Origin of the sequence: Mesorhizobium sp. AA23, from assembly GCF_001672435.1 — a bacterium.
Lineage (GTDB): Bacteria > Pseudomonadota > Alphaproteobacteria > Rhizobiales > Rhizobiaceae > Mesorhizobium.
The window spans coordinates 130851-156118 of sequence record NZ_LYTP01000023.1 but is presented as its reverse complement, the minus strand read 5'-3'; the positions used below and the strand labels follow the sequence as shown (position 1 = coordinate 156118).

Sequence of the window (25268 nt, the reverse complement as noted above, 5' to 3'; positions counted from 1 at the left end):
TCCGGCCATCGATCAATTTTTCGAAATCGACATGATTCCCAGTTGACTCCGGTTTGACGCAATGTTTAGAACGTTCCAATAAATTTTAGCGCCGGACGCGGAGGAAGCACGGATATGGTCAGCCGGGCCAAGGCGACGATCCTGGACATCGCCCGCGAGGCCGGCGTGTCCAAATCGACGGTATCGCTCGTGCTGCAAGGCAGCGGGCTGATCCGGCCTGAGACCGCGGTCAAGGTCCGCAAGGCGATCGAGGATGTCGGCTATGTCTACAACCGCGGCGCCGCCAACCTGCGCAAGGCGCATTCCAACGTCATCGGCATGGTGATCAACGATCTCACCAATCCCTTCTTCGCCGAGCTGGCGGTTGGCATGGAGCGCGTCTTTCAGGCCGCAGGCATCGTGCCCTTCATCGCCAACACCGCGGAAAATCCGGTCCGCCAGGAAGAAGTGCTGAAGTCGCTGCTGGAACAGGGCGTCGCCGGTTTGATCGTCTCGCCGGCGCGCGGCACCACGCCCGGCGCCTTCCGCCGCATCGAGGCTGCCGGCGTGCCGGTCGTCTTCGCCATGCGCCGCCTGCCCGAGAGCCGCATCCCGGCAATCGCGCCCGACAACCATCGCGGCGCCTATCTCGCCACCCAGCATCTGATCGGCAAAGGCCACCGCCGGCTGGCTTTCTTCGGCGGTTCGTCCGACCTCGTTGTCTATCACGACAGGCTCGGCGGCTTCATCGAGGCTTGCGAGGCGCTTGGCATCCCGGCCGCCAACCGGACGATCGTCGAAGGCGAGACCAGCCGCAGAGGCGGCATGGCCTGCCTGGAGACCGCGCTTGCGGCAGCCGAGCCGCCGACAGCCGCGCTTTGCTTCAACGACGCCGTCGCTTTCGGCGTCATGCTCGCGCTGCGCAAGCGCGGCCTGGAGGCCGGGGCCGACTTCGCCGTGGTCGGTTTCGACGACGTGGCCGAAGCCGAGCACTACATGCCGGCGCTGACCAGCGTCGCCGTCGACACCCCAGGCCTCGGCGAGCGCGCCGCGCACGTCATGCTGAAGATGATCCAGTCGCGCACGACGCGCGCCGAGGACCATATCGGCGCGGTCAGCCTCGTCGTCAGGGAAAGCTGCGGCCCGAGCCGCAGCGCGCACGGCACTGGAATGGGAGACGCGGCATGAGCGTGAGATGGGGCCTGATCGGCGCGAGCACAATCGCCAGGCAGTTCATGATCAACGCCATTCGCGCGCAGGCCGACGGCGAGGTTGCCGCCGTGATGAGCTCCAGCGCAGAGCGGGCTCAAGGCTACGCCAAGGAAAACGGCATTCCTAAAGCCGTCTCGACGCTCGATGCGCTGCTTGGCTCGGACATTGATGCCGTCTACATCTCGACCACCAATGAGCTGCATCTCGAACAGGGGCTGGCCGCCATCAAGGCCGGCAAGCATGTGCTCTGCGAAAAGCCGCTGGCGCTGACCAGCGCCGATGCGCGCAAGATGGTGGCGGTGGCCAGGAAAGCCGGCATCGTGTTCGGCACCAACCATCATCTGCGCAATGCCGGCGCGCACCGGGCGATGCGCGAGGCGATCGCAACCGGCCGTATCGGCAAGCCGATCGCCGCGCGTGTCTTCCATTCCGTCTATCTGCCTGAAAGCCTGCAGGGCTGGCGCATCACCAGGCCCGAAGCCGGGGGCGGCGTGGTGCTCGACATCACGGTGCATGATGCCGACACGCTGCGCTTCGTGCTCGGCGACGATCCGGTCGAGATCTCGGCCTTCACACAGTCGGCCGGCATGGCCGGCGGCGGGCTGGAGGACGGCGCGATGTGCATCTGGCGCTTCAAGTCCGGCGTCATTGCGCAATCGCATGAAGGCTTCACGACCAAGTTCGCCGGCATCGGTTTCGAAGTGCATGGGTCGGAGGGCTCGCTGATCGCCACCGATGTGATGACGCAGAAGCCGGTCGGCTCGGTGCTGCTGCGCACTGCAAATGGCGAGGAAGAGCTGAACTTCGATCGCGAGGACCTCTACACCCGCTCGCTGCGCCAGTTCCATGCCGCGACCCGCGGCGAAGGCCAGCCTTCGGCCACCGGCGAGGACGGCATTTGGTCGCTGGCATCCGCCGAAGCAGCACTGCAATCATCGAAGACCGGCAAGGCCGTGATCATCGATCCGCAACTCGGGAGCCTCGCGTGAGCAAGCTCGTCACGGCAGCGCATGCCGCCAGCCTGATCAAGGACGGCATGGTTGTCTCGGTGTCGTCCTCGAGCGGCCTCGGCTGCCCCGACGCCGTGCTCGCCGCGATCGGCGAGCGCTTCGATGCGGAAGGGCATCCGAGAGCGATCACCACGCTGCACCCGATCGCCGCTGGCGACATGTACGGCATCAAGGGCATCGACCATCTCGCCAAGCCTGGCCTGCTCAAACGCACGCTCTGCGGCTCGTATCCGTCAGGCCCCTCCTCCGCCGAGCCGCCGCGGATCTGGCAGATGATCGGCGACAACTCGGTCGCGGCTTACAACGTGCCCTCCGGCATCCTCTTCGACATGCATCGCGAGGCGGCCGCCAAGCGTCCCGGCGTGCTGACCAAGGTCGGCCTCGACACTTTCGCCGACCCTCGCCACCAGGGCTGCGCCATGAACGCCGCCGCCAGCGAGCCGATCGTCTCGGTGCAGCAGTTCGACGGCGAGGAGTGGCTCTATTTCCGCGCCATCGTCCCCAACGTCTCGATCATCCGCGCCACCTCCGCCGACGAGCGCGGCAATCTCACCTACGAGCATGAGGGCGCCTATCTCGGCGGTCTCGAACAGTCATTGGCTGCCCGCAACAATGGCGGCATCGTCATTGCGCAGGTTAAGCGCATCGTCGAGAACGGCACCCTCAAGCCGCACGATGTGCGCGTGCCCGGCGTCTTGGTCGACCATATCGTGGTCGCGCCCGATCAGCTGCAGACGACGCAGACGGCTTACGACCCGGCGATCTCGGGCGAGATCTTCCGGCCGCTCTCCACCTTCCGCACCCCGGAGATGAACATCCAGAAGGTGATCGCGCGCCGCGTCGCCATGGAGTTGCGCGACGGCATGGCCGTCAATATCGGCTTCGGCATCTCCGCCAACGTGCCGCGCATTCTTCTCGAGGAAGGCCAGCACGGCAAGGTCACCTGGGTGATCGAGCAGGGCGCGGTCGGCGGCGTGCCGCTGCTCGACTTCAAGTTCGGCTGCGCCTCGAATGCCGAGGCGATCATGCCCTCGCCGCACCAGTTCATCTATTTCCAGGCCGGCGGCTTTGACGCCTCGCTCCTGTCCTTCCTGCAGATCGACCGCCACGGCTCGGTCAACGTGTCGAAGCTTTCGGCGAGACCGCATGTGACGGCCGGCGCCGGCGGCTTCGTCGATATCACCGCGCGGGCGAAGAAGATCGTCTTCTCCGGCTTCTTCAATGCTGGCGCCAAGCTTTCGCTGGCGAACGGCGCCCTCCGCATCGACCAGGAAGGCAAGGTGAAAAAGATCGTCGAGGAGGTCGAGCACATCTCCTTCTCCGGCAAGCGCGCGGTCGCGCAAGGCCAGGACATCACCTATGTCACCGAACGCTGTGTGATGAAGCTGACCCAGGCCGGGCTGATGGTGACCGAGCTGGCGCCCGGCATCGATCTCGAACGCGATGTGCTGGCGCAGTCCGACACTCCGCTCTCCGTCGCAAACGACCTCAAGTTCACGCCGGCCTCGCTCTATCAAGATCGGCCGATCGGCCTGTCGCTCAACGGCGGCGCTTCGCTTGGAGGCGCGCATGGCTGAGCGCCTCGTCACCTTCGAGCAGGATGGCGTGATCGGTACCGTGACGCTCAGGCGGCCGGAAAAGTTCAACGCGCTCGACATTCCGATGCTGCGCGCGCTCGAAGCCGCACTCGACAAGGCCGAACTGGCCGAGGGTGTCCGTGTCGTGCTCATCAGCGGCGAAGGCAAGGGTTTCTGCGCCGGCGGCGACGTCGAGGCCTGGGCACAATTAAGCGCCGCCGATTTCCAGGTTCAATGGGTGCGCTACGGCCATCGTGTCTTCGACCGGCTGGCGCGGCTTCGGCAACCGACAATCGCCGTGCTGTCCGGCCATGCGCTGGGCGGCGGCTTGGAATTGGCCGCCGCCTGCGATTTTCGCGTCGCCGAAACCCAGATCAAGCTCGGCTTTCCCGAGACCTCGATCGGCGTCGTGCCCGGCTGGTCTGGTACGCAGCGCGCTGTGCGCCGCTTCGGTGCACAGATCGTGCGGCGCATGGCGCTTGGCGGCGAGATTTTTCTGGCGAACGAGGCGCTCGCCCTCGGCGTCGTCGACCGCGTCGTCGAAACCGGCAAGGCCTTGGATGAAGCAAAAGCCTGGGGAGAAAAGATCGCCGAGCGTGGTCCGCTCGCAACCGAGGCCGCCAAGCTGATGATCGGCATTGCCGAAGGCGAGGAAGACGCCGCCGCCACGGAAGCGCTGGCCAGCGGCTTCATTGCGCTCACCGGCGACCTCAAGGCCGGTGTCGGCGCCTTCAAGGCCAGGCACAAGCCGGACTTTTCGAGATCTTGAGAGAAGATACGATGAACGCACCGCTTAACATTTCCATGCCGGTCGAAGCGTCTCAGGCGCCGAAGAGCTACAAGCTTCTGATCGACGGCAAACATGTCGGTGCCCGGGATGGCCGCACGATCGAACGCAACAGCCCCGGCCACGGTTTTGCGGTTTCACGCTATGCGCAGGCGGGTGCTGCGGAAGTCGACGCTGCGGTGCAGGCCGCGCACAAGGCCTTCGAGGCCGGCGCATGGCCGCGCATGAAGGCTTCGGAACGCGCCGCGGTGCTGCTCAAAGCGGCCGATCTGATCGAGGGCCGACTGGAAGAGATTGCCAGGCTCGACGCGTTGGAATCCGGCAAGCCGATCGCGCAGGCGCGCGGCGAGATCGGCGGCGCCGTCGACATCTGGCGCTATGCCGCTTCGCTTGCCCGCACGCTCCATGGCGAGAGCTACGCCAATCTCGGCGATGACATGCTGGGCGTGGTGCTGCGCGAGCCGATCGGCGTCGTCTCGATCGTCACGCCGTGGAATTTTCCCTTCCTGATCGTCAGCCAGAAACTGCCCTTCGCGCTCGCCGCCGGCTGCACTGCCGTGGTCAAGCCGAGCGAGATGACCTCGGCGTCGACCTTCGTGCTCGGCGATATCCTGCTGCAGGCCGGCCTGCCGGCGGGTGTCGTCAACATCCTCGCCGGCCTGGGTAGCGATGTCGGCGCGCCGATGGTCAGGCATCCGCTGGTTGAGATGGTGTCCTTCACCGGCTCGACCCGCGTCGGCAAGATGACGATGGCGGCGGCGTCCAGTTCGCTGAAGAAGGTGTCGATGGAGCTCGGCGGCAAGAACGGCCAGATCGTCTTCCCCGACGCCGATCTCGAAGCAGCGGCGGATGCCGCAGTCTTCGGCGGCTTCTTCAACGCCGGCGAATGCTGCAATGCCGGCAGTCGGCTGATCGTGCATGAGGCGATCGCGGACGACTTTCTCGGCGCAGTCAAGGCGCTGGCCGAGAGGGTGAAAGTCGGCGATCCGCTTGACGACCGCACCAAGGTCGGCGCGATGATCTCGGCCGACCACATGGCAAAGGTAGCCGGCTATGTGACGGCGGCCAAGACCAGCGGCGGCAGCGTCTTCAGCGGCGGCGAACAGCTCGCCTCCAACGCCGGCCAGTATCTCGATCCGACCATTGTCCGCAACGTTACCGAGGACATGGAAATCGCGCGCGAGGAAGTCTTCGGGCCGGTGCTGTCCGTGCTCACTTTTGAAACGATTGAAAGGGCATTGCACATCGCCAACAACACGCCCTATGGTCTGTCTGCGGGAGTGTGGAGCGCCAGCATCGACACATGCATGTCGGTGGCGCGCGGTGTGCGTTCGGGGACGGTTTGGGTGAATACGTTCATGGAGGGTTATCCCGAACTGCCCTTCGGCGGCTACAAGCAATCCGGTCTCGGACGCGAACTCGGCAAACGCGCCGTCGAGGACTATACCGAGGAAAAGACAATCCAGTTTCATCGCGGCCAGCGCACCGGATGGTGGCTTGGCTGAGTTGGGAGACCCCGGCGGTCACCCCGCCGGTTATGTGAATGCAACAAGGGAGGTAGTACATGTTGCGCAAACTGCTTATCGGAACGGCTCTTGCGACGAGCTTTGCGTTCTCGGCGCATGCCGCGGACGTCAAGGAAGTGCAGATGCTGCATTGGTGGACGTCGGGCGGCGAAGCGGCTGCTCTGAACGTGCTGAAGCAGGATCTGGCCAAGGAAGGCTATGCCTGGAAGGACGTGCCGGTGGCCGGCGGCGGCGGCGACGCCGCCATGACCGCTCTGAAGGCGATGGTCGCGGCCGGCAACTATCCGACTGCCTCGCAGATGCTGGGCTACACCGTGCTCGACTATGCCGCTGCTGGCGTCATGGGCGACCTCACCGAGACCGCCAAGAAGGAAGGCTGGGACAAGAGCGTTCCGGCCGCCCTGCAGAAGTTCTCCGTCTATGACGGCAAGTGGGTCGCGGCTCCGGTCAACGTCCACTCGGTCAACTGGCTGTGGATCAACAAGGCCGTGATGGACAAGATCGGCGGCACCGAGCCGAAGACCTTCGACGACTTCATCGCCCTGCTCGACAAGGCCAAGGCCGCTGGCGTCATCCCGCTGGCGCTTGGCGGCCAGAACTGGCAGGAAGCGACCATGTTCGACTCCGTCGTGCTGTCGACCGGCGGACCGGAATTCTACAAGAAGGCGATGAACGACCTCGATGAGGAGTCGCTCAAGTCCGACACGATGAAGAAGTCGTTCGACAACCTTGCCAAGCTCGTCACCTATGTCGACCCGAACTTCTCGGGCCGCGACTGGAACCTCGCCACCGCCATGGTCATCAAGGGCGATGCGCTGGTTCAGGTCATGGGCGACTGGGCCAAGGGCGAGTTCCACGCCGCCAACAAGACCCCGGGCACGGACTTCCTCTGCTACCGCTTCCCGGGCACCGACGGCTCGGTGATCTACAACTCCGACATGTTCGGCATGTTCAACGTTCCGGACGACCGCAAGGCCGCGCAGGTCGCTCTGGCCACCGCCACCCTGTCGAAGAGCTTCCAGTCGGCTTTCAATGTCGTGAAGGGCTCGGTCCCCGCCCGTACCGACGTGCCGGACACCGACTTCGATGCTTGCGGCAAGAAGGGCATCGCCGACCTTAAGGCGGCTAACGAAGGCGGCAAGCTGTTCGGCTCGTTGGCCCAGGGCTATGGCGCGCCCCCGGCTGTCGCCAACGCCTACAAGGACGTCATCTCGAAGTTCGTCCATGGCCAGATCAAGACCTCGGACGAAGCCGTGACCGAATTGGTCAAGGCGATCGACGACGCCAAGTAAGGCGTTCTGCTGGAGCAATTCCAGGAAAAGTGCATAGCGGTTTTCCGTTCGGAATTGCATAAACAAACCACTCGAGTCTCCCCCGCTCCGGCGGGGGAGTCTCCTGTCGAGACGATATACGGGATTGCTGCCTTGTGTGCGCCGCACGCTGACTGGTCCCCAATAACCGGTACTGGATGAGCCGATGAGCACAGTCGCCGAAACCCAAATCAAGCTGACGCCGGAACACGACGCCCGTCCCGGCGCCTCCGTCCGCTCGCGATTGCAGGACCTTTTGCCGAAGATCGTCCTGGCGCCGAGCTTCGCGGCGACAATCGTCTTCGTCTATGGCTTCATCCTGTGGACGATCTATCTGTCGTTCACCAACTCCAAGACCTTCCCATCCTACGACATCACCGGCGCCCGCGCCTATCAGCGGCTGTGGCGCTGGACCTTCGAGAGCGACCCGCCGTCGAGCTGGTACACCTCGATCACCAACATGGGGATTTTCGGCTTCCTCTACATCCTGATCTGCCTGGCGCTCGGCCTGTTCCTGGCCATCCTGCTCGACCAGAAGATCCGCGGCGAAGGGATGCTGCGGCCGATCTATCTCTATCCGATGGCGCTCTCCTTCATCGTCACCGGCGTCGCCTGGAAATGGTTCCTCGACCCCGGCCTCGGTCTCGAGCAGACGCTACACCAATGGGGCTGGACGAGCTTCCATTTCGACTGGATCAAGAACAAGGATTTCGTCATCTACACAGTGGTGATCGCCGGCGTCTGGCAGGCTTCCGGCTTCATCATGGCGATGTTCCTGGCCGGGCTTCGCGGCATCGACGGTGAAATCATGAAAGCCGCGCAGATCGACGGCGCCACCACCTTCCAGCTCTACCGCCGCATCGTCATTCCGCTGCTCAGGCCGGTGTTCCTGTCGGCCTTCATCGTGCTCGCGCATCTGGCCATCAAGTCCTATGACCTTGTCGTGGCGCTGACCAGCGGCGGACCGGGCGGTTCGGCCTGGCTGCCCTCCAACTTCATGTATGAGTTCACCTTCAAGCGCAACGAGATGGCGGTGGGCTCGGCGAGCGCGGTGATCATGCTGATGACGCTGACCGCGATCATCGTGCCTTATCTCTATTCCGAGCTCAGGGAGAAGCCGCGATGAGCGCCGTCACCTCACCGGCCAGCCAGGCATCGAGCGGCGTCAGCGCCAGGACAATCAACCGCATCGTCATCTACGGACTGCTTGCGCTGTTCGCGCTGTTCTACCTGATGCCGCTCTTCGTGATGCTGGTCACCTCGTTCAAGACCATGGACGAGATCCAGAACGGCAACATGCTGGCGCTGCCGCAGTCGCCGACCATCGCGCCATGGTTCAAGGCCTGGGGCGAAACCTGCGTCGGCCTGACTTGTGCCGGCATCAAGGGCTACTTCTGGAACTCCATCAAGATGGTGGTGCCGGCGGTGCTGATCTCGACGCTGCTCGGCGCTCTCAACGGCTATGTGCTGACCAAATGGCGCTTCCGCGGCCACACGCTGGTCTTCGCGATGATGCTGTTTGCCTGCTTCATTCCGTTCCAGTCGGTGCTCTTGCCAATGGCGACCATCCTCGGCAGCATCGGCCGCTTCGGCGCCAGCCTGCAGAACGCGACGGGGTTCAACTTCGGCCTCGGCAACTCGACGGTCAACCTGGCCTTCGTCCATGTGGTCTACGGCCTCGGCTTCACCACGCTGTTCTTCCGCAACTATTACGAGGCCTTCCCGACCGAACTGGTGAAGGCGGCGCAGGTCGACGGCGCCTCCTTCTTCCAGATTTTCCGTCGCATCATGCTGCCCAACTCGATGCCGATCTTCGTCGTCACCGTCATCTACCAGTTCACCAACATCTGGAACGACTTCCTGTTCGCTTCCGCTTACGCCGGCACCGGCGACGTGATGCCGATGACGGTGGCGCTCAACAATGTCGTCAACACCTCGACCGGCGTCGTCGAATACAACGTCAACATGGCGGCGGCGATGATTGCCGCGCTCCCCACCCTGATCGTCTATGTCGTCGCCGGCCGCTATTTCGTGCGCGGGCTGATGGCCGGCGCGGTCAAGGGCTGACCCTATTTTCTGAAGGAACGACCATGGCTTTTCTGGAAATTGATGGGCTGAAGAAGCGCTTCGGGAATGTCGAGATCCTGAAGGGCATCGATGTCGAGCTCGAAAAGGGCGGCTTCCTGGTGCTGGTCGGCCCGTCCGGCTGCGGCAAGTCCACCCTGCTCAACACCATTGCCGGGCTGGAAACCATCACCGAGGGCCAGATCCGCGTCGACGGCCGCGCGATCAACGATCTGCATCCCTCGAAGCGCGACATCGCCATGGTCTTCCAGAGCTACGCGCTCTATCCGAACATGACGGTTGCCGGAAACATCGCCTTCGGCATGGAGATGCGCGGCGTGCCGGCGGCGGAGCGCCAGGCGGCGATCGACAAGGTGGCAAAGATACTGCAGATCGGTCACCTGCTCAACCGCAAGCCCAGCCAGCTTTCCGGCGGCCAGCGCCAGCGCGTCGCCATGGGCCGGGCGCTGGTTCGCGACCCGAAACTCTTCCTGTTTGACGAGCCGCTTTCCAACCTCGACGCCAAGCTGCGCGTCGACATGCGCATCGAGATCAAGCGCCTGCACGCCACGACCGGCACCACGATCGTCTATGTCACCCACGACCAGATCGAGGCGATGACGCTGGCGACCAAGATCGCCGTGATGCGCGACGGCGAGGTACAGCAGTTCGGCACGCCGGCCGAAGTCTACAACAACCCCACCAATATCTTCGTCGCCGATTTCATGGGCTCGCCCGCGATGAACCTGATCCCGGCCAAGATCGGCGCCAATGGCAGCGGGCTTTCCGTTGTTCTCGATCGTGAGGCCCGCCAACCGATCACGCTGTCGCTGCCCGGCGCGCCGACCGGCCTTGCGGCCTTCAAGGACAAGCCGGTCATCTTCGGCGTGCGGCCGGAGGCGCTGACCGACCCAGAAGGCGCCGAACGCAACGGATCCGAAATCGCCACCGCCGACTGCCACATCGAAGTGGTCGAGCCGGCGGGATCGGACACCTTCGCGGTCACCAATCTCGGCGGCAAGGGCGTGGTGGCGCGGCTGCGCGCCGACGCCAGGATCCAGCCCGGCACCAGCACGCCGCTGGCCTTCAATCTCAGCAAGGCGGTGTTCTTCGATCCGGCGACCGAGAAGCGCATTCTCTGATGCATGTCGCCCAAAAGTGGATCCGGTTTTGGGGCAGCGACATGCGTCAAGACAAAGATCTAAAGCGCGTGGTCCCGGTCAGTTCAAACACGACGCGCTTTAGACCATGACAAATCCGGATATCGTCATCATCGGCTCCGGCATCGGCGGCGCCACGATCGCCTCCGGCTTGGCCGGCAGCGGCGCCTCGATCCTGATCCTGGAACGCGGTGAACCGCTGCCCGCGACGCCGCATGCGCGCTCGACGCGCTCGATCTTCGTCGACGGGCATTACCGGCCGAAGGAGATGTGGCGCGAGGCCGGCGGCGCCGCGTTCAACCCCGGCAATTACTATTATGTCGGCGGCAACTCGAAATTTTTCGGCGCGGTGCTGATCCGCTACCGCAAGGAGGATTTCTCCGAGTTGGAGCATTTCGGCGGTGTCTCGCCGGCCTGGCCGTTTTCCTATGACGAGTTCGAACCCTGGTATTCGAAGGCCGAGCAGCTTTTCCGCGTGCGCGGCGCGCTCGGCGAGGATCCGACCGAGCCGTTCCATTCGATTCCCTATGCCTTCAAGCCGGTGCCCGACGAACCTTCGATCGCGCGTGCCCGCGCCGAGCTCAAAGGCCTCGGCCTGCATCCTGCCTCGCTGCCGCTCGGCGTCGACATCGAAGCCTGGCTGAAGGAGGGCAAGACCGGCTGGGATGCTTTTCCGAACACCGGCCAAGGCAAGGTCGACGCCCAGACCGGGCCTCTGGCGGCTGCGCTCAATGACAAGAACATCAAGCTCGAAACCGGCGCCCATGTCGACTGGCTCGAGGCCTCGCCGGGCGGCAAATCGATTGCCGCCATTCATTACACGCAGAACGGCGCGCAAAGGACGCTCTCGCCGAAGCTGGTCATCCTTTCGGCCGGCGCGATCAACTCCGCCGCCATCCTGCTGCGCTCGCCCTCGACAAACGGCAAAGGCCTCGCCAACAGTTCCGACCAGGTCGGCCGCAATTTCATGAACCACAATTCCAGCGCGATGCTGGCGATCGACCCGCGCCGCCGCAACGACGCCGTCTACCAGAAGACGCTGATGCTCAACGACTATTATCTGTCGGACGGCAAGGGCGGTAAACCACTCGGCAACGTGCAACTGCTCGGCAAGATCGACGGCAACATGCTGCGGGCCAATGTGAAGCTGGCGCCGAGATTCGCGCTCGATTTCATGGCCGGCCACGCCGTCGATTGGTACCTGATGTGCGAGGACCTGCCCGATCCTGAAAGCCGCATCCTGGTCGACGGCAAGGAGATCGTCATGCAGTGGCGGCGCTCCAACATGCAGTCGTTGGAAGGCCTGACCAAGGTGATGCGCGAAAACTTCCGCGCCTGCGGTTACCCGATCGTGCTGTCGCACCCCTTCGACAAGCGCACGCCCTCGCACCAGTGCGGCACGGTGCGCATGGGCAACGACCCGGCGACGGAGCCACTCGATACGTTCTGTCGTGCTTACGACCATAAGAACCTGTTCGTCGTGGACGCCGGCTTCCTGCCGACCTCGGCGGCGGTCAATCCGGCGCTGTCGATCGCCGCCCAGGCGCTGCGCGTAGCAGACCATATCCGCAAGACGGAGTTCGCGGCATGACCCGCCCGGCAGCCATCGTCACCGGCGGCGCGCGCGGCATCGGCCTTGCCTGCGCCGAGGCGCTGGCCGATGCCGGCTTCGATATTCTTGTTGCCGACCTTGCGGACAAGCCGGCCGATGGACTTGCCGAAAGCATCGCCGCGCGCGGCGCGAAGTTTGCCTATGCCAGCTGTGACATCGCTGATCTCGCCGGCCATCCAAAACTGGTCGCGGCGGCGGTGGACGCCTTCGGCAGCATCGATTGCCTCGTCAACAACGCCGGCATAGGCGCCGTCGTGCGCGGCGACCTTCTTGAACTGAAGCCTGATAATTTCGACCACGAGCTAAATATCAATCTGCGCGGCACGGTGTTCCTCAGCCAGGCCGTCGCCAAGGCGATGCTGGCGACACCCGCCAGCTTTGCGAGGTCGATCGTCACCATCACCTCGGTCAGCGCGACAATGGCCTCGCCGGAGCGCGCCGACTACTGCATCTCAAAGGCAGGGCTTTCGATGTGGGTGAAGAACCTGGCGCTGCGGCTCGCCGCGGAAAACATCGGCGTGTTCGAGGTGCGGCCGGGCATCATTCGCACCGACATGACGGCAGGCGTATCCGCCAAATATGACGCGCTGATCGACGGCGGGTTGGTGCCGGCCAAACGCTGGGGCGAGGGCGCCGATATCGGCGCTGTGGTGGCCGCACTTGCCAGCGGAAAATTCGGCTTTGCAACCGGATCGGTCATCGATGTCGACGGCGCGCTCTCCGTGCCTCGTCTGTGAGTGAGTGGAACCATGGCTGACTACATCATCGTTGGCGCCGGACCGGCCGGTTGCGTGCTGGCCAACCGGCTGAGCGAGGAGCCGACCAATTCGGTGCTGCTGCTCGAAGCCGGCGGCAAGGATTGGCACCCGCTGATCCACATGCCGGCAGGCTTCGCCAAGATGACCAAGGGCATCGCTTCCTGGGGCTGGTCGACGGTTCCGCAGAAGCACATGAAGGACCGCGTCTTCTGGTACACCCAAGCCAAGGTTGTCGGCGGCGGCTCGTCGATCAACGCCCAGATCTACACGCGCGGCAACGCCCGCGACTATGACGCCTGGGAGAAGGAAGAGGGCTTGGCCGGCTGGGGCTATCGCGATGTGCTGCCCTATTTCAAGCGCGCCGAGAACAACCAGCGCTTCGCCAACGATTATCACGGCGACCAAGGGCCGCTCGGCGTTTCCAACCCGATCTCGCCGCTGCCGATCTGCGAGGCCTATTTCCGCGCCGGCCAGGAGATGGGAATCCCCTTCAATCCGGATTTCAACGGCGCCAGCCAGGAAGGCGTCGGCTATTACCAGCTCACCCAGAAGGACGCGCGGCGCTCCTCCGCCTCGGTCGCCTATCTGAAGCCTATCCGCGCCCGCAAGAACCTGACGGTCAGGACCGATATGCTCGTCACCCGCGTCGTCGTCGAGAAAGGCCGCGCCATCGGCGTCGAGATCGTCGACAGGCCGGGCGGAGAGAAGACGATCCTGCGCGCCGAACGCGAGGTGATCGTCTCCTCCGGCGCCATCGGCTCGCCGAAGCTTTTGATGCAATCCGGCATTGGCCCGGCCGACCATCTGAAGTCGGTCGGCGTCACGCCGGTCCACGACCTGCCCGGCGTCGGCTCCAACATGCAGGACCATCTCGACCTGTTCGTGATCGCCGAATGCACCGGCGACCACACCTATGACAACTATGCCAAGCTGCACCGCACGATGTGGGCCGGCCTGCAATACGTGCTTTTGAAGAAGGGCCCTGTCGCATCCAGCCTGTTCGAGACCGGCGGCTTCTGGTACGCCGATCCGACCGCCGCCTCGCCCGACATCCAGTTCCATCTCGGTCTCGGCTCCGGCATCGAGGCTGGGGTCGAGAAGCTGAACAATCCCGGCGTGACGCTGAACTCCGCCTTCCTGCGCCCGCGCTCGCGCGGCACCGTGCGATTGAAGAGCGCCGATCCCGCCGATCATCCGCTGATCGACCCGAACTACTGGTCCGATTCCTACGATCGCGACATGTCGATCAAGGGACTGCGGCTGGCGCGCGAGATCATGCGGCAGAAGGCGCTGCAGCCTTTTGTGCTGCGCGAGGTGCTGCCCGGCCCTGCCCTGCAAAGCGACGCCGACCTCTTCGACTATGCCTGCCGCGCGTCCAAGACCGATCACCATCCCGTCGGCACCTGCCGCATGGGACATGATGCGTTGGCTGTGGTGACGCCCGATCTCAGGCTGCGCGGCATCGACGGCCTGCGGGTCTGCGACGCGTCGGTGATGCCGCGTGTCCCCTCCTCCAACACCAATGCGCCGACCATCATGGTCGGCGAGAAGGGCGCCGATCTGATCCTCGGACGCGAGCCGCTGCCGCCGGCCGTGTTCAAGGGCAATAAGGCGGCTTGAGGGGAGAACAATGATCCGCCACTGCGTCTTTGTCCGCTTCGGCGACGGCACCTCCGCCGCCGAGCGCGCCGCGATTCACGCCGATCTCGAAGCGCTGCGCCCGGCCATCGACGGCATGGGCAAGGTTCATTTCAGCGCCAAGGTCAGCCCGGAGCCGTTCGCGCGCGGTTTCGGCCATGGCTTTACCATCGATTTCCGCGATGCTGCCGCCCGCGACGCCTACTGGCGCACGAGGCGCATCAGCGCGCCGGCGCTCGCCTGGTAGCGGCGCTCGAAGGGGGCACCGACGGGCTGATGGTCCTCGACTTGGAGTTTACGGAAATGTGACCGCCGGTTGATCGGAAACCGGCAAATAACCCGTTCTTTTTTGCACTGCATGGAACATATCGTTCCTTTCGCGGATGCAAAGGAGCAGCGATTTGAGTCTCACCTCGGAGCAGAAGAAAACCGTACTCGCATCTTTCCTGGGCTGGACGCTCGACGCTTTTGATTTCTTCCTTCTGACATTCCTGCTCACCGATATCGCCGCTGAATTCCATACCGATGTCCCGGCGGTCTCCAAGGCGCTGTTCCTGACCTTGGCCACGCGATTCATCGGCGCGTTCCTGTTCGGCATGCTGGCCGACAGATATGGGCGCAAACCGCTGCTGATGCTCAACATCGTCAGCTACTCGGTGATCGGGGCGCTGGCGGCCTTCTCGCCCAATCTCGGCATCTTCCTGGCGCTTCGGGCGCTGTTCGGCATCGCGATGGGCGGCGAGTGGGGCCTTGGCAGCTCGCTCGCCATGGAATCCATTCCGCCCAGCGCCCGCGGCATGGTTTCGGGCATACTGCAATGCGGCTATCCGGCGGGATATCTGCTGGCGGCAGTTGTCTATGGGCTGCTCTACGGCCAGAAGATCGGCGATTTCACCTTCGGCTGGCGCGCCATGTTCCTGCTGAGCTTCGTGCCGGCGCTGATCGTGCTCTTCATCCGCTCGCACGTGCCTGAATCGCCCGCCTTCGTCTCAGGCCGGGCGCAGGCGCGGCCGGGTCTTCTCGTAACGCTGCAGAAGCACTGGGGCATCGCGCTCTATGCCGTGGTGCTGATGATGTTCTTCAACTTCTTCAGCCATGGCACGCAGGACCTCTACCCGACCTTCCTGAAGAAGCAGCACGGCTTCGATCCGCACACGGTGAGCTGGATCACCATTGTCGCCAATATCGGCGCCATTGTCGGCGGTCTGGCGTTCGGCGCGCTGTCGGAGAAGATCGGGCGCATAAACGCCATCACGCTCGCCTGCGTCATTGCCCTGCCGGCTATTCCGCTCTGGGCCTATACGACGACGCCCTTCATGCTGGCGCTCGGCGCCTTCATCATGCAGGTGGCGGTGCAAGGCGCCTGGGGCGTCATTCCGGTGCATCTCAACGAGCTATCGCCGGGCTCCGTGCGGGCGACCTTGCCTGGCTTCATCTACCAGGCCGGCAATCTGGCGGCCTCCTATGGCGGCCCGTATCAGGCCGGCATCGCCGAAGCGCGGGGAGGCAGCTATGGCTATGCGCTGGCATTGTTTGCCGGCGTGGTCGCCGTCTGCATCATCGTCGTGATCCGCTTCAGCCCCGAGAAGCGTGGCGAGGTCATGACCGTGATCGACCGGGAAGTCAGCCCAGTCTGAGCGCGACCACGCCCGCGACGATGCCCAGCGCCGCGGCGGCGCGCCATGCCGTCATCTTCTCGCCCAGCGCAAGCACCGAGATCAGCATGGCGAACAGGATCGAGGTCTCGCGCAGCGACGCCACCGAGGCGATCGGCGCCTTGGTCATCGCCCACATCACGATCCAGTAGGCGGCGCCGCTGAGCACGCCGGTGAAGAGGCCTGCCTTCCAGTCCCGCGCCAGCAGGGGCAGCGACTGTGGCCCGCGAAAGGCGATGCACAGCACCAGCGCCCAGAGCGCATCGCAGACGAACAGCCAGGCCGCATAGCTTTGCGCGGTTGCCGCCAGCCGCGCGCCGCTGCCGTCCGACAGCGTGTAGCTGGCAATGAAGATCGATGTGCCGAGCGCGAAGCTGACGGCGCGCAGATTGAACCGTTCAAGATGCACACCGCCGCGAAACGACATGACCAGCGTGCCTGCCGACAGAAGCACGATGCCGAAGATGGAGAGTGGCGCCGGTATCTCTCCGAGCAGAACGATGCCGCCGAGCGCGGAGAGCAGCGGCGCGGTACCGCGCGCCAGCGGATAGGTCTGAGCGAAATCGCCGGCCTTGTAAGCGCCGATCAGAAACGTCCGGTAGCCCATATGGAAGAAGACCGAGGCGAGGATGAATGGCCAGACCTCGGCTTTCGGCACTTCAACGAAAGGCAGCGCCAGCAGCGCCGCAGCCCCCATGCCGAGCGTCATCAAGGTGATCGACAGGAAGCGGTCGAGGTGCACCTTGACCAGCGCGTTCCAGATCGCGTGCATGGCGGCCGCCGACAGCACCGCGAGGAAGACGAAAAGCGTCATGCCCGCCTCACCCGCCTGCAAGCCTAGCGGCGATGCCTGGCGTTTCCAGATCGATATCGACCCTGAGCGGGAAATGGTCGGAGGCCACTTCGCCGATATCGGCGCTCACGGAACGCACCCGCCCGGCCAGCACGCCGCCAACGAAGCAATGATCGAGCCGGCGTTTCGCCAGCTTGCCCTCGATGATCTTTTCATGCGTGTGGAAGTCCGCCACCGGCTTGGCGGCGACGGCTGCGGCATCGACGAACCCGTCGATATAGACGGCGCCGCGATGATAGGGCGTGCTGCCGACGATGCGCCGGTATTCCGCACTTCCCGGCTCCATGTTGAAATCGCCGAGCCAGATCGCCGCCAGCGGGTTTTCCGGCTCCGGCTCGCCATTCGCCCAGTTGCGCTGCGGCTCGTCATCGGCGCCGCTCCAGGGACCGCCATCGGACGGCGCGCGGCGCTGTTCGGCGAGCAGATAGTCGATTTGCTCCAGCCGCTCTTCGGCCGCGATATGGGCAAGATGCAGCGAGAAAACCCGCACCGATCCCGCCGGCGTCCGGATCATGCACTCCAGCGCGGCGTTGCGCGTGTTGAGGGGCTTGAGCGTGCGGCGCAGCGGCAGCGCATGCAGCCGCGACCAGACGATCGGCAGCTTGGACAGAAGCATCGTGCCGAACTGCCTGCGGCGGTTGACGATGCGCCCATCACGCTTTTCGCTGGCGTCCATGTCGAAGGCCGGACCGTAGACCCAGTGATAGTCGGGCAGCAGCCTGGACAGGATTTCCGGCTGGTCGTCGCCGTTGCTGCGCTGCCAGTGCCGCTCCACTTCCTGCAGGGCAATGATGTCGGCGCCGTCGACGAGGCGCGCGGCGCGCACCAGATCGTAGCGGCCGTCGCTGCCGTAGCCGTACTGGATGTTGTAGCTGACCAGCTTCATCGATTAACCGGCTGAATATCCGGCCACGGCACTAGCGCCTCGGCCATCGCGTTGCAATGGACGCCATCGACGTGCGGAATGGTCCAGTCATGACCGCCGACCCTGGCATCGTCTAGGTCGTGAGCGACTGGAACCGCCCCGCCGGCGATGCTGCCAGCTCGGACCAGTCGATTTCTTCTTCCAGACGGTGATAGGCTTCGTCGCCGATCGTACCGTCGCGGCGCAATTCTTCGAGCCTATCGCGCTGCCGCTTGATGGCATAGAGGCGCAGCCGGTCGTATTCGGTGGCCGCCTGCGCATCCTCAGGATTCTCGGCGATCTTGCGTTGGGCCTCGTACTGCTCGCGCACGACGTCGGCAGCGGCAGACGTCTTGCGGCTCAGGACGTCGAGCGCGGCTTCCATGATGGCAACGCGTGCCTGCGCCACTTCGCGATCTATCGTCGTATCCTCTTCGAAATTGAGCCAGCGCAGCAGCGGCTTCAAGCTCATGCCTTGCAGCACCAGCGTGCCGAGCACGACCGCGAAGGCGGCAAGCACGATCGGGTCCCGGCCAGGGAAATTGGCCGGCAGTGCAATGGCCACCACCAGGCTCACCAGCCCACGCATGCCGCACCAGCCGACAAGCAAGGCGCCCCCGAATGTCGGCGCATCCCGCCTTTGCTCTTTGCTGTCGAAGCGGGCGAACCGCCGTATGATCGCGACGTAGCCAAACACCCAGACGAGGCGTGCCACGATGACAACGGCCAGCACCGTTGCGGCGAAGACAAATTCATCGCCCTGCCCATCGCCGGAGAGCCTGCCGACGATCGACCGGGCCTGCAGGCCCATCAGCACGAAAGCCAGCACATTGAGCACGAACACTGCCGACTCCCAGACCGAGTAGGTGCTGACGCGGCGTCTGGCCGACATCTGGCGCGGCGCGGTGCGCGCGATGGTGATGGCATAGACGACGATGGTGATGATGGCGGAAAGGCCGATCCTGTCGGCGATGATCCAGACGGCAAAGGTTCCGGCAAACTGCACCACGGTGCTGCTTGCCGCATCCTCGATGCGCGTCAGCGTCAGCAGCGAGAGGCGGCCGAACAGATAGCCGGCGGCGACGCTGCCGACCGTCGACAGAAGGATCACCGGCACCGCATCGCTCAGCATGACCGAGCCGACCGCGGCCGAAACGGCGATGCGGTAGATCAGAAGTGCCGTGGCGTCGTTGAGCAGGCTCTCCCCTTGCAGGATGGCGTTGAGGCGGTGCGGCACCTTGAACTGGCCAAGCACGGCGCTCGCCGCCACGGCGTCCGGCGGCGCGACGATGGCGCCGAGCGCGATCGCCGCCGCGATCGGCAGACCTGCCATCTTCCAGCCGACGAAGGCGACGACCACGGTGGTGAAGACGACCGCGCCCAACGCCAGCAGCACCAGCGACAGCCGGTAGCGCTTCAGGTCGCGCAGCGACGTATCATAGGCGGCATCGAGAAGCACCGGCGCGATGAACAGGGCAAGCGCCAGTTCCGGATCGATCTCGATGGTCGGCGCACCTGGCAGAAAGGCGATCCCCACTCCGGCCAAGGCCAGCAGGGAGGGATAAGGTATCCCCAGCCATCGCGACAACGTCGTCAGCCCGACGGCGATCAGAAGCAGAATGAGGGTGAGCTCGAAAAGCGCCATGACTCATCGTAGCGATGGAACCAGGCCTTTGGCACTGCAAAAAACGAATGGTGAATGGTGAATGGCGAACGGTGAATGGTGAATGGTGAATGGTGAATGGTGAATAGCATCATCAGAACAATTCGAGCACGTAAAGTGCTCTCTTCGCTGACTACCATTCACTATTCACTATTCACCATTCACCCTAGTGCAGCACCAGCATGTCGCCCGACGAGAACGAGATGTCCGCCTTCTCGCCGACGACAGGCGGCGGCGTCGCCGAGTTGTTGAAGGTGTCGAGCGATACCGTGTTGCCGCCGATGCCGACGCGCACCCGGATGACCGAGCCGAGGAAATGCACTTCGGCGATCTCGCCCGAAAGGCTGGTGTCGTGGCCGGGCTGGCGTCCGAGCGAAATCGCTTCGGGCCGCAGCGCCAGCGACAGCGTGTCGCCAGACTTCGAGCCGTTGAGCTTGCCCTTCAGCGAGACTTCCTGCGTGTTGACCCGCACCTTGCCGGACGCGGCATCGGTGACCTTGCCTTCCAGGACGTTGAGCGTGCCGACGAAATTGGCAACGAACTTGGTCGCCGGCCGGTTGTAGATCTCGAACGGCGTGCCGACCTGTTCGGCCTTGCCGCCATACATGACCGCGATGCGGTCGGAGATCGACAGCGCCTCTTCCTGGTCATGCGTCACGAAGATGGTGGTTATGCCGAGCTTCTTCTGGATCGAGCGGATTTCCTCTCGCAGCGAAATGCGCACTTTGGCGTCCAGCGCCGACAGCGGCTCGTCGAGCAGCAAAAGCTTCGGCTTCGGCGCAATGGCGCGCGCCAGCGCGATGCGCTGCTGCTGGCCGCCGGAGAGCTGGTAGGGATAGCGGTCGGCCATCTGCGGCAGCCTGATGATGTCGAGCATCTCCGCGACACGGGAATCGATGGCCGCCCTGGGCATGCCCGCCACCTTCAGTCCGAACCCGATATTCTGCGCCACAGTGAGGTTGGGAAACAGCGCATAGGCCTGGAACACCATGCCGATATTGCGCTGGTTGGGCTTCAGCCTGGTGATGTCCTTGCCGCTAACCACGATCTTGCCGGCCGAGGGCTCCTCGAAGCCGGCCACCATGCGCAACACCGTCGTCTTGCCGCAGCCGGACGGACCGAGGAAGGAGACGAATTCGCCCGGCGCGACATCGAGGTTGAAATCCTCGACCACGGTTGTGGCGCCGAAGGACTTTCGCACATGCTGGATGGAGAGGAACGGCTCGGCCATGGCTTTTTCTTTCGGTCGGTACTTCGCTCAATTGGGGCGGTTCGCCGATTTCGGCGCGAAACGGGACAAGATCTGGATCAGCGACATGCAGCCCCAGGTTATGACGAACGCGATGATCGACAACGCCGCCGGCTCATAGGCGCGGTTGGCCACAAGATTCTGCAAATACGGGCCGAATGCCGGCCGGTTGAGCAGGCTGGCCATGGTGAATTCGCCGATCACGATGGCGAAGGTCAGGAATGCGCCCGAAAGCACCGCGATCAGCACATTGGGCAGGATCACGCGGCTGATAATCGTGCCCCAGCCGGCACCCAGGATCTGCGCCGCTTCCGTCAACGTGCGCACGTCGATGGTGCGAAGCCCGGTGTCGACGGCGCGGTACATGTATGGCAGTGCAAGCGTTGCATAGCCGATGACCAGCAGAGCATTCGCGCCTGGATTGGTTGCCAGGAACGGCAGCGGCGAATTCGACCCATACATCCTGATATAGCCGAAGACGATGACGATGGCCGGGATCACCAGCGGCAGCAGCGTGATGAACTCGACGATCGGCCTGATCTGCGGCATGCGAAGGCGGATCCAGTAGGCCGTAGGCACGACGATCAGCACGCCGAGGAGAATGGTGAAGATGGCGACGACCACCGAAAACATGAAGGTCGCCTGGAACTGGCTGTCGCCGAGCACGACCTTGTAGGCGTCCAGGGAATAGACGCCGCGGCGCATGCGCAGCGAGAACTCGATCGTCGCGATCAGCGGGATGAAGAAATACGCCGCGCCGAGGACAAAGACGACCCAGGCCCAGAACCTGCCGGATTTCATTTCAGCCACCTCTCCGAGCGCGTCCGGAACCAGATGTAGAAGATGTTGGCAAGCCCGGTGATGACGATCATGCCGAAGGCGATCGCGTAACCGAGATGGGCATTGTGCAGCACGTCGCCGCGGATCTGGGCGTAGAGCAGGATCGGCACGATGTTGAGCGAGGACCCGGTCAGCGCATAGGCGGTGGCGATCGCCCCGAAGGCATTGGCGAAGAGCAGGATCACGGTGCCGAGGAAGCTTGGCCACAGCACGGGGATTACCACCAAGCGCCAGTATTGCGCCTGGGTGGCGCCGAGCGTGGCGGCGGCTTCGCCCCATTCCCTTTTTAGTCCGTCGATCGCCGGCACGATGATGACCACCATCAGCGGGATCTGGAAATAGACATAGGTGATCGTCAGACCCCAGAACGACAGCAGGTTGAAGCCATGCGCATAGATGTTGAACCCGACCAGCGTGTTGAGAAGCACGGTGACGAGGCCCAGCCGGCCTAGGGTCGCGATGAAGGCGAAAGCCAGCGGCACTCCGGCGAAATTGGACGCGACACCGGAAAACGTCAGCGTCCCCGACCGTATCCAGTTGGGCAGGCCTCCGCGCACGATGGCGATGGCGATGGCAAGACCGGCGAAGGCGCCGATCAGCGATGACGCCAGGCTGACCTTTATCGAAATCCAGTAGGCGGCAACGATGTTGGCCGAAAAAAGCGCGACGATGTTGGCGAAGGTGAACTCGCCCGACTCGTTCTGGAAGGCGCCCAGCATCAAGTAGAGCGTGGGCAGGATCAGGAACATGACGGCGAAGACGAAGAACGGCGTTACGCCAAGCCATTGCGTCGGCAGCCGCATTGCGCGCGCTTCGCCGGGGGGCGCGGCCTTGCCTGCAATTGCCTGATTGGAAACCGAGAGATCGGTCATGCGCCGGCTACCGTTTTTGGGAAGGAGTCCGGGCGGCCATCGGGCCGCCCGGACCATATTGATGCTTACTTCACATTGGCGCCGACAACGGCGTCCCAGTTCTTGGTGATGGCTTCTTTCGCCTTGCCCTGTTCATCGAGCGTCGGAAACACCGCGGCCGCATAGGACTCGGCCGGAGGCATCTTCGCCAGCATATCCGCCGGAACCTTGCCGTTCTTGGCGAGATCGTTGAAGCGGATCGGGTGGCAATAGCCCTTCAGCCAGCCGATCTGGCCTTCGTCGGAGTAGAGATATTCCAGCCAAAGCTTGGCCGCATTCGGATGCGGCGCGTAAGCGCTGATCGCCTGCACGTAAACGCCGGCGACAACGCCGGTCTTCGGCACAATGACGTCAACGGGGGGATTGCCCTTCAGCGTGTCGCGACCGGAGAGCGCGTTGTAGTCCCAGGTGACGAGGATCGGCGTCTGGCCCTGGGCGAGCGTGGCGGTTTTGCCGATGACCGGCACGAAGTTGCCGGCGGCATTGAGCTTCTTGAAAAACTCGAGCCCAGCAGTGCCTGCGGCTTCGCCAGCGGCAGCGCCGCTGGCAAGGCCGGCGGCGTAGACGGCCTGGATAGCCTGGTTCGAAGCGCGCGGATCGCCGGCAAGGGCAACCGAGTTGGCGAATTCAGGCTTCAGCAGGTCGGCCCAGTCGGTCGGCGATTCTTTGACCAGATCCTTGTTCACCTGGAACGAGAGCACGCCATAATAGTCGCCTGTCCAGTAGCCGTCAGCGTCCTTGGCGCTGTCCGGAATAGAATCCCAGGTCGAGACTTTATAAGGCTGGATCAGGCCGTCCTTCTTGGCGGACGGACCGAAGGACAGGCCGACGTCGATGACGTCAGGTGCCTGCGGGCCCTTGTTGTCCTTGTTCGCTTTGATCGCCTCGATCTCATCGCCGGAGCCTGCATCCGGGTTGAGCTCGTTGACGGTGATCTCCGGATACTTCGCCTTGAAGCCGGCGATGACGTCGCCATAGCCGCACCAGTCGTGCGGCAGCGCGATGGTGGTGAGCTGGCCCTCGGCTTTCGCCGCCTTGACGAGATCGTCCATCGCGTCGGCGGACGAAATCACCGTCGACGCAAACAGCGCCGCGGCCGAAAGGGAAAGCACTTTCCCCGTGAATTTGAACATGTGTTCTCTCCGTTGAACTGACGCCATTGGACGCCTGCGATGCGGTATCGTTTTCGTGTGACAGCCAGATGAAAGCTTTGTGAAAGCGGCACCCCGCAACACGAAAAAGTAAACTCTCTTTAACCGGCTGTAGCAATCGCTTCGCGATTCTTTTTCCGGCTAATTATTCTCCTCCTTGCATTCCGCCCGTTGCCCTTTCCTTTCCCCTCGTTTCCAGATCAACTTTCCGCTGCAAATTGGTTTACACAGACCCTACGATGGCATTTTCGAGCAGAGCAAGCGCCCCTTTCTTGGTGAGCTTGACCGGATTGCCGCCGGCGGTCGGATCGACCACCGCCATGTCGGCGATCAGTGTCTTGCGGTTCTTGTCCATGTCGAGGCCCTTGATCAGGCCGGGCAGCGCATGCGGCACCTTGAGCTCCTTGCGCAATTTAATGACGGCTTTTGCGAAGCCATCGAAGCCGCCCTTGATGCCGCAATAGGCGGCGAGCCGCGCGATGCGATCCTCGATCGCATCGCGGTTGAAGGCGAGGACATAGGGCATGAACACCGCATTGGTCATGCCGTGATGCGTGTCGTAGAGCGCGCCGATCGGATGCGACAGAGAGTGGATGGCGCCCAGCCCTTTCTGGAAGGCGGCCGCGCCCATCGCGGCCGCGCTCATCATATTCGCGCGGGCGACCAGATCCTTGCCGTTGGCGAAGGCCTTGGGCAGGTTCTCGAACACCAGCCGGATGCCTTCCACGGCGATGCCGTCGGCCATCGGATGATAGCCCGGCGCGCAATAGGCTTCGAGGCAGTGGGCGAGCGCGTCCATGCCGGTGCCGGCCGTGATGAAGGGCGGCATGCCGACCGACAGCTCCGGATCGGCAATCACGATCGCCGGCAGAAGCTTGGGGTGGAAAATGACTTTCTTGGTGTGGGTCTCTTCATTGGTGATGACGCCGGCGCGGCCGACCTCGGAACCGGTGCCCGCCGTGGTCGGCACCGCGATGATCGGCGCGATCGCATCCGAGTTGGCGCGCGCCCACCAGTCGCCGATGTCCTCGAAATCCCATACCGGACGCGTCTGCCCGGCCTGGAAGGCGATCAGCTTGCCGAGGTCGAGCGCCGAGCCGCCGCCGAAAGCGACGACCCCGTCATGCTTGCCGTTCTTGAAAACGGCGATGCCGGCGGTCAGGTTGGACTCGACCGGGTTCGGCTTCACCTCGGAAAAGACGCCATAAGGCACCTTGGCATCGTCGAGGATCTTCAGCGTCGAAGCGACGACGGGCAGCTTCGCCAGCCCCGGGTCGGTGACGAAAAGCGGGCGCTTGATGCCTGCCGCAGCCAGCGCGTCCGGCAGTTCCTTGATGCGCCCCGCGCCGAAGCGGACGGTGGTGGGGTAGTTCCATTTGGAGGTGAGCTTGGACATGGATTGTCTTTCG

The 25268-nt window shown here is 63.8% G+C and carries 21 protein-coding genes and 1 pseudogene; 14 read left to right on the top strand and 8 right to left on the bottom strand.

Translation table 11 applies throughout. The features are described 5' to 3' along the window. Window positions 1-114 precede the first annotated feature (114 nt). The 14 genes and pseudogenes from A9K66_RS17440 to A9K66_RS17375 all read left to right on the top strand — a co-directional run bounded on the left by A9K66_RS17440 (window position 115) and on the right by A9K66_RS17375 (window position 16270). The gene (locus A9K66_RS17440) at window positions 115-1167 is read left to right on the top strand and encodes a LacI family DNA-binding transcriptional regulator (protein WP_067325893.1); all 1053 of its coding nucleotides are present in this window, start codon (window positions 115-117) and stop codon (window positions 1165-1167) included. After that, window positions 1164-2180 carry a Gfo/Idh/MocA family oxidoreductase gene (locus tag A9K66_RS17435; RefSeq protein WP_067325890.1) on the top strand — a complete coding sequence of 339 codons (1017 nt, stop codon included), beginning with the start codon at window positions 1164-1166 and terminating at the stop codon, window positions 2178-2180. The genes A9K66_RS17440 and A9K66_RS17435 overlap by 4 nt, the downstream gene beginning before the upstream one ends. Next, window positions 2177-3778, top strand: a complete 1602-nt coding sequence (locus A9K66_RS17430) for an acyl CoA:acetate/3-ketoacid CoA transferase (RefSeq protein WP_067325887.1) — start codon at window positions 2177-2179, stop codon at window positions 3776-3778. Before A9K66_RS17435 ends, A9K66_RS17430 begins: the two co-directional genes overlap by 4 nt. After that, window positions 3771-4547, top strand: coding sequence for an enoyl-CoA hydratase/isomerase family protein (locus A9K66_RS17425; RefSeq protein ID WP_067327025.1), 777 nt, complete (start codon window positions 3771-3773; stop codon window positions 4545-4547). The genes A9K66_RS17430 and A9K66_RS17425 overlap by 8 nt, the downstream gene beginning before the upstream one ends. A gap of 11 nt (window positions 4548-4558) precedes the next feature. Next, complete coding sequence (locus A9K66_RS17420; protein ID WP_067325885.1) at window positions 4559-6070, top strand: aldehyde dehydrogenase family protein; 1512 nt, start codon at window positions 4559-4561, stop codon at window positions 6068-6070. 59 nt (window positions 6071-6129) lie between these two features. Further along, entirely contained in the window at window positions 6130-7383 is a 1254-nt protein-coding gene (locus tag A9K66_RS17415; protein WP_067002546.1) for an ABC transporter substrate-binding protein, read from the top strand. A gap of 184 nt (window positions 7384-7567) precedes the next feature. Continuing rightward, window positions 7568-8527, top strand: a complete 960-nt coding sequence (locus A9K66_RS17410; protein WP_067002547.1) for a sugar ABC transporter permease — start codon at window positions 7568-7570, stop codon at window positions 8525-8527. After that, entirely contained in the window at window positions 8524-9468 is a 945-nt protein-coding gene (locus A9K66_RS17405) for a carbohydrate ABC transporter permease (RefSeq protein WP_067325882.1), read from the top strand. The genes A9K66_RS17410 and A9K66_RS17405 overlap by 4 nt, the downstream gene beginning before the upstream one ends. A 23-nt stretch (window positions 9469-9491) precedes the next feature. Further along, a complete protein-coding gene (locus A9K66_RS17400; RefSeq protein ID WP_067325879.1) occupies window positions 9492-10607 on the top strand; it encodes an ABC transporter ATP-binding protein in 1116 nt (371 codons plus the stop codon). A gap of 106 nt (window positions 10608-10713) precedes the next feature. Continuing rightward, on the top strand, window positions 10714-12216 hold the full coding sequence (locus A9K66_RS17395) for a GMC family oxidoreductase (RefSeq protein ID WP_067325876.1): 1503 nt from the start codon (window positions 10714-10716) through the stop codon (window positions 12214-12216). After that, window positions 12213-12974, top strand: a complete 762-nt coding sequence (locus tag A9K66_RS17390) for a 3-ketoacyl-ACP reductase (protein ID WP_067325873.1) — start codon at window positions 12213-12215, stop codon at window positions 12972-12974. Before A9K66_RS17395 ends, A9K66_RS17390 begins: the two co-directional genes overlap by 4 nt. Window positions 12975-12986: 12 nt before the next feature. After that, the gene (locus tag A9K66_RS17385) at window positions 12987-14615 is read left to right on the top strand and encodes a GMC family oxidoreductase N-terminal domain-containing protein (RefSeq protein ID WP_067325870.1); all 1629 of its coding nucleotides are present in this window, start codon (window positions 12987-12989) and stop codon (window positions 14613-14615) included. Between the two features lie 10 nt (window positions 14616-14625). Beyond that, a pseudogene (locus tag A9K66_RS17380) lies at window positions 14626-14942 on the top strand (Dabb family protein). 74 nt (window positions 14943-15016) lie between these two features. Beyond that, a complete protein-coding gene (locus A9K66_RS17375) occupies window positions 15017-16270 on the top strand; it encodes an MFS transporter (protein ID WP_082953939.1) in 1254 nt (417 codons plus the stop codon). Here the strand turns inward: A9K66_RS17375 and A9K66_RS17370 are convergent. The 8 genes from A9K66_RS17370 to A9K66_RS17335 form a co-directional block, all read right to left on the bottom strand. Further along, window positions 16257-17102: an EamA family transporter gene (locus tag A9K66_RS17370; RefSeq protein WP_067002559.1), complete on the bottom strand. Its 846-nt coding sequence runs from the start codon at window positions 17100-17102 to the stop codon at window positions 16257-16259. The two genes, A9K66_RS17375 and A9K66_RS17370, sit on opposite strands and share 14 nt — an antisense overlap. Before the next feature lie 7 nt (window positions 17103-17109). After that, window positions 17110-18027 carry an endonuclease/exonuclease/phosphatase family protein gene (locus A9K66_RS17365; RefSeq protein ID WP_067325867.1) on the bottom strand — a complete coding sequence of 306 codons (918 nt, stop codon included), beginning with the start codon at window positions 18025-18027 and terminating at the stop codon, window positions 17110-17112. Between the two features lie 112 nt (window positions 18028-18139). Next, window positions 18140-19690, bottom strand: coding sequence for a sodium:proton antiporter (locus A9K66_RS17360; RefSeq protein WP_067325865.1), 1551 nt, complete (start codon window positions 19688-19690; stop codon window positions 18140-18142). Window positions 19691-19874: 184 nt separating this feature from the next. Then, the gene (locus A9K66_RS17355) at window positions 19875-20939 is read right to left on the bottom strand and encodes an ABC transporter ATP-binding protein (protein WP_067325862.1); all 1065 of its coding nucleotides are present in this window, start codon (window positions 20937-20939) and stop codon (window positions 19875-19877) included. Window positions 20940-20966: 27 nt separating this feature from the next. After that, a complete protein-coding gene (locus A9K66_RS17350; RefSeq protein ID WP_067002564.1) occupies window positions 20967-21758 on the bottom strand; it encodes an ABC transporter permease in 792 nt (263 codons plus the stop codon). Then, on the bottom strand, window positions 21755-22669 hold the full coding sequence (locus A9K66_RS17345) for an ABC transporter permease subunit (protein ID WP_067325859.1): 915 nt from the start codon (window positions 22667-22669) through the stop codon (window positions 21755-21757). The genes A9K66_RS17350 and A9K66_RS17345 overlap by 4 nt, the downstream gene beginning before the upstream one ends. A 65-nt stretch (window positions 22670-22734) precedes the next feature. Beyond that, entirely contained in the window at window positions 22735-23841 is a 1107-nt protein-coding gene (locus A9K66_RS17340) for an ABC transporter substrate-binding protein (protein WP_067002568.1), read from the bottom strand. Between the two features lie 241 nt (window positions 23842-24082). Next, window positions 24083-25255, bottom strand: coding sequence for an iron-containing alcohol dehydrogenase (locus A9K66_RS17335; RefSeq protein WP_067325857.1), 1173 nt, complete (start codon window positions 25253-25255; stop codon window positions 24083-24085). Window positions 25256-25268: the final 13 nt, after the last annotated feature.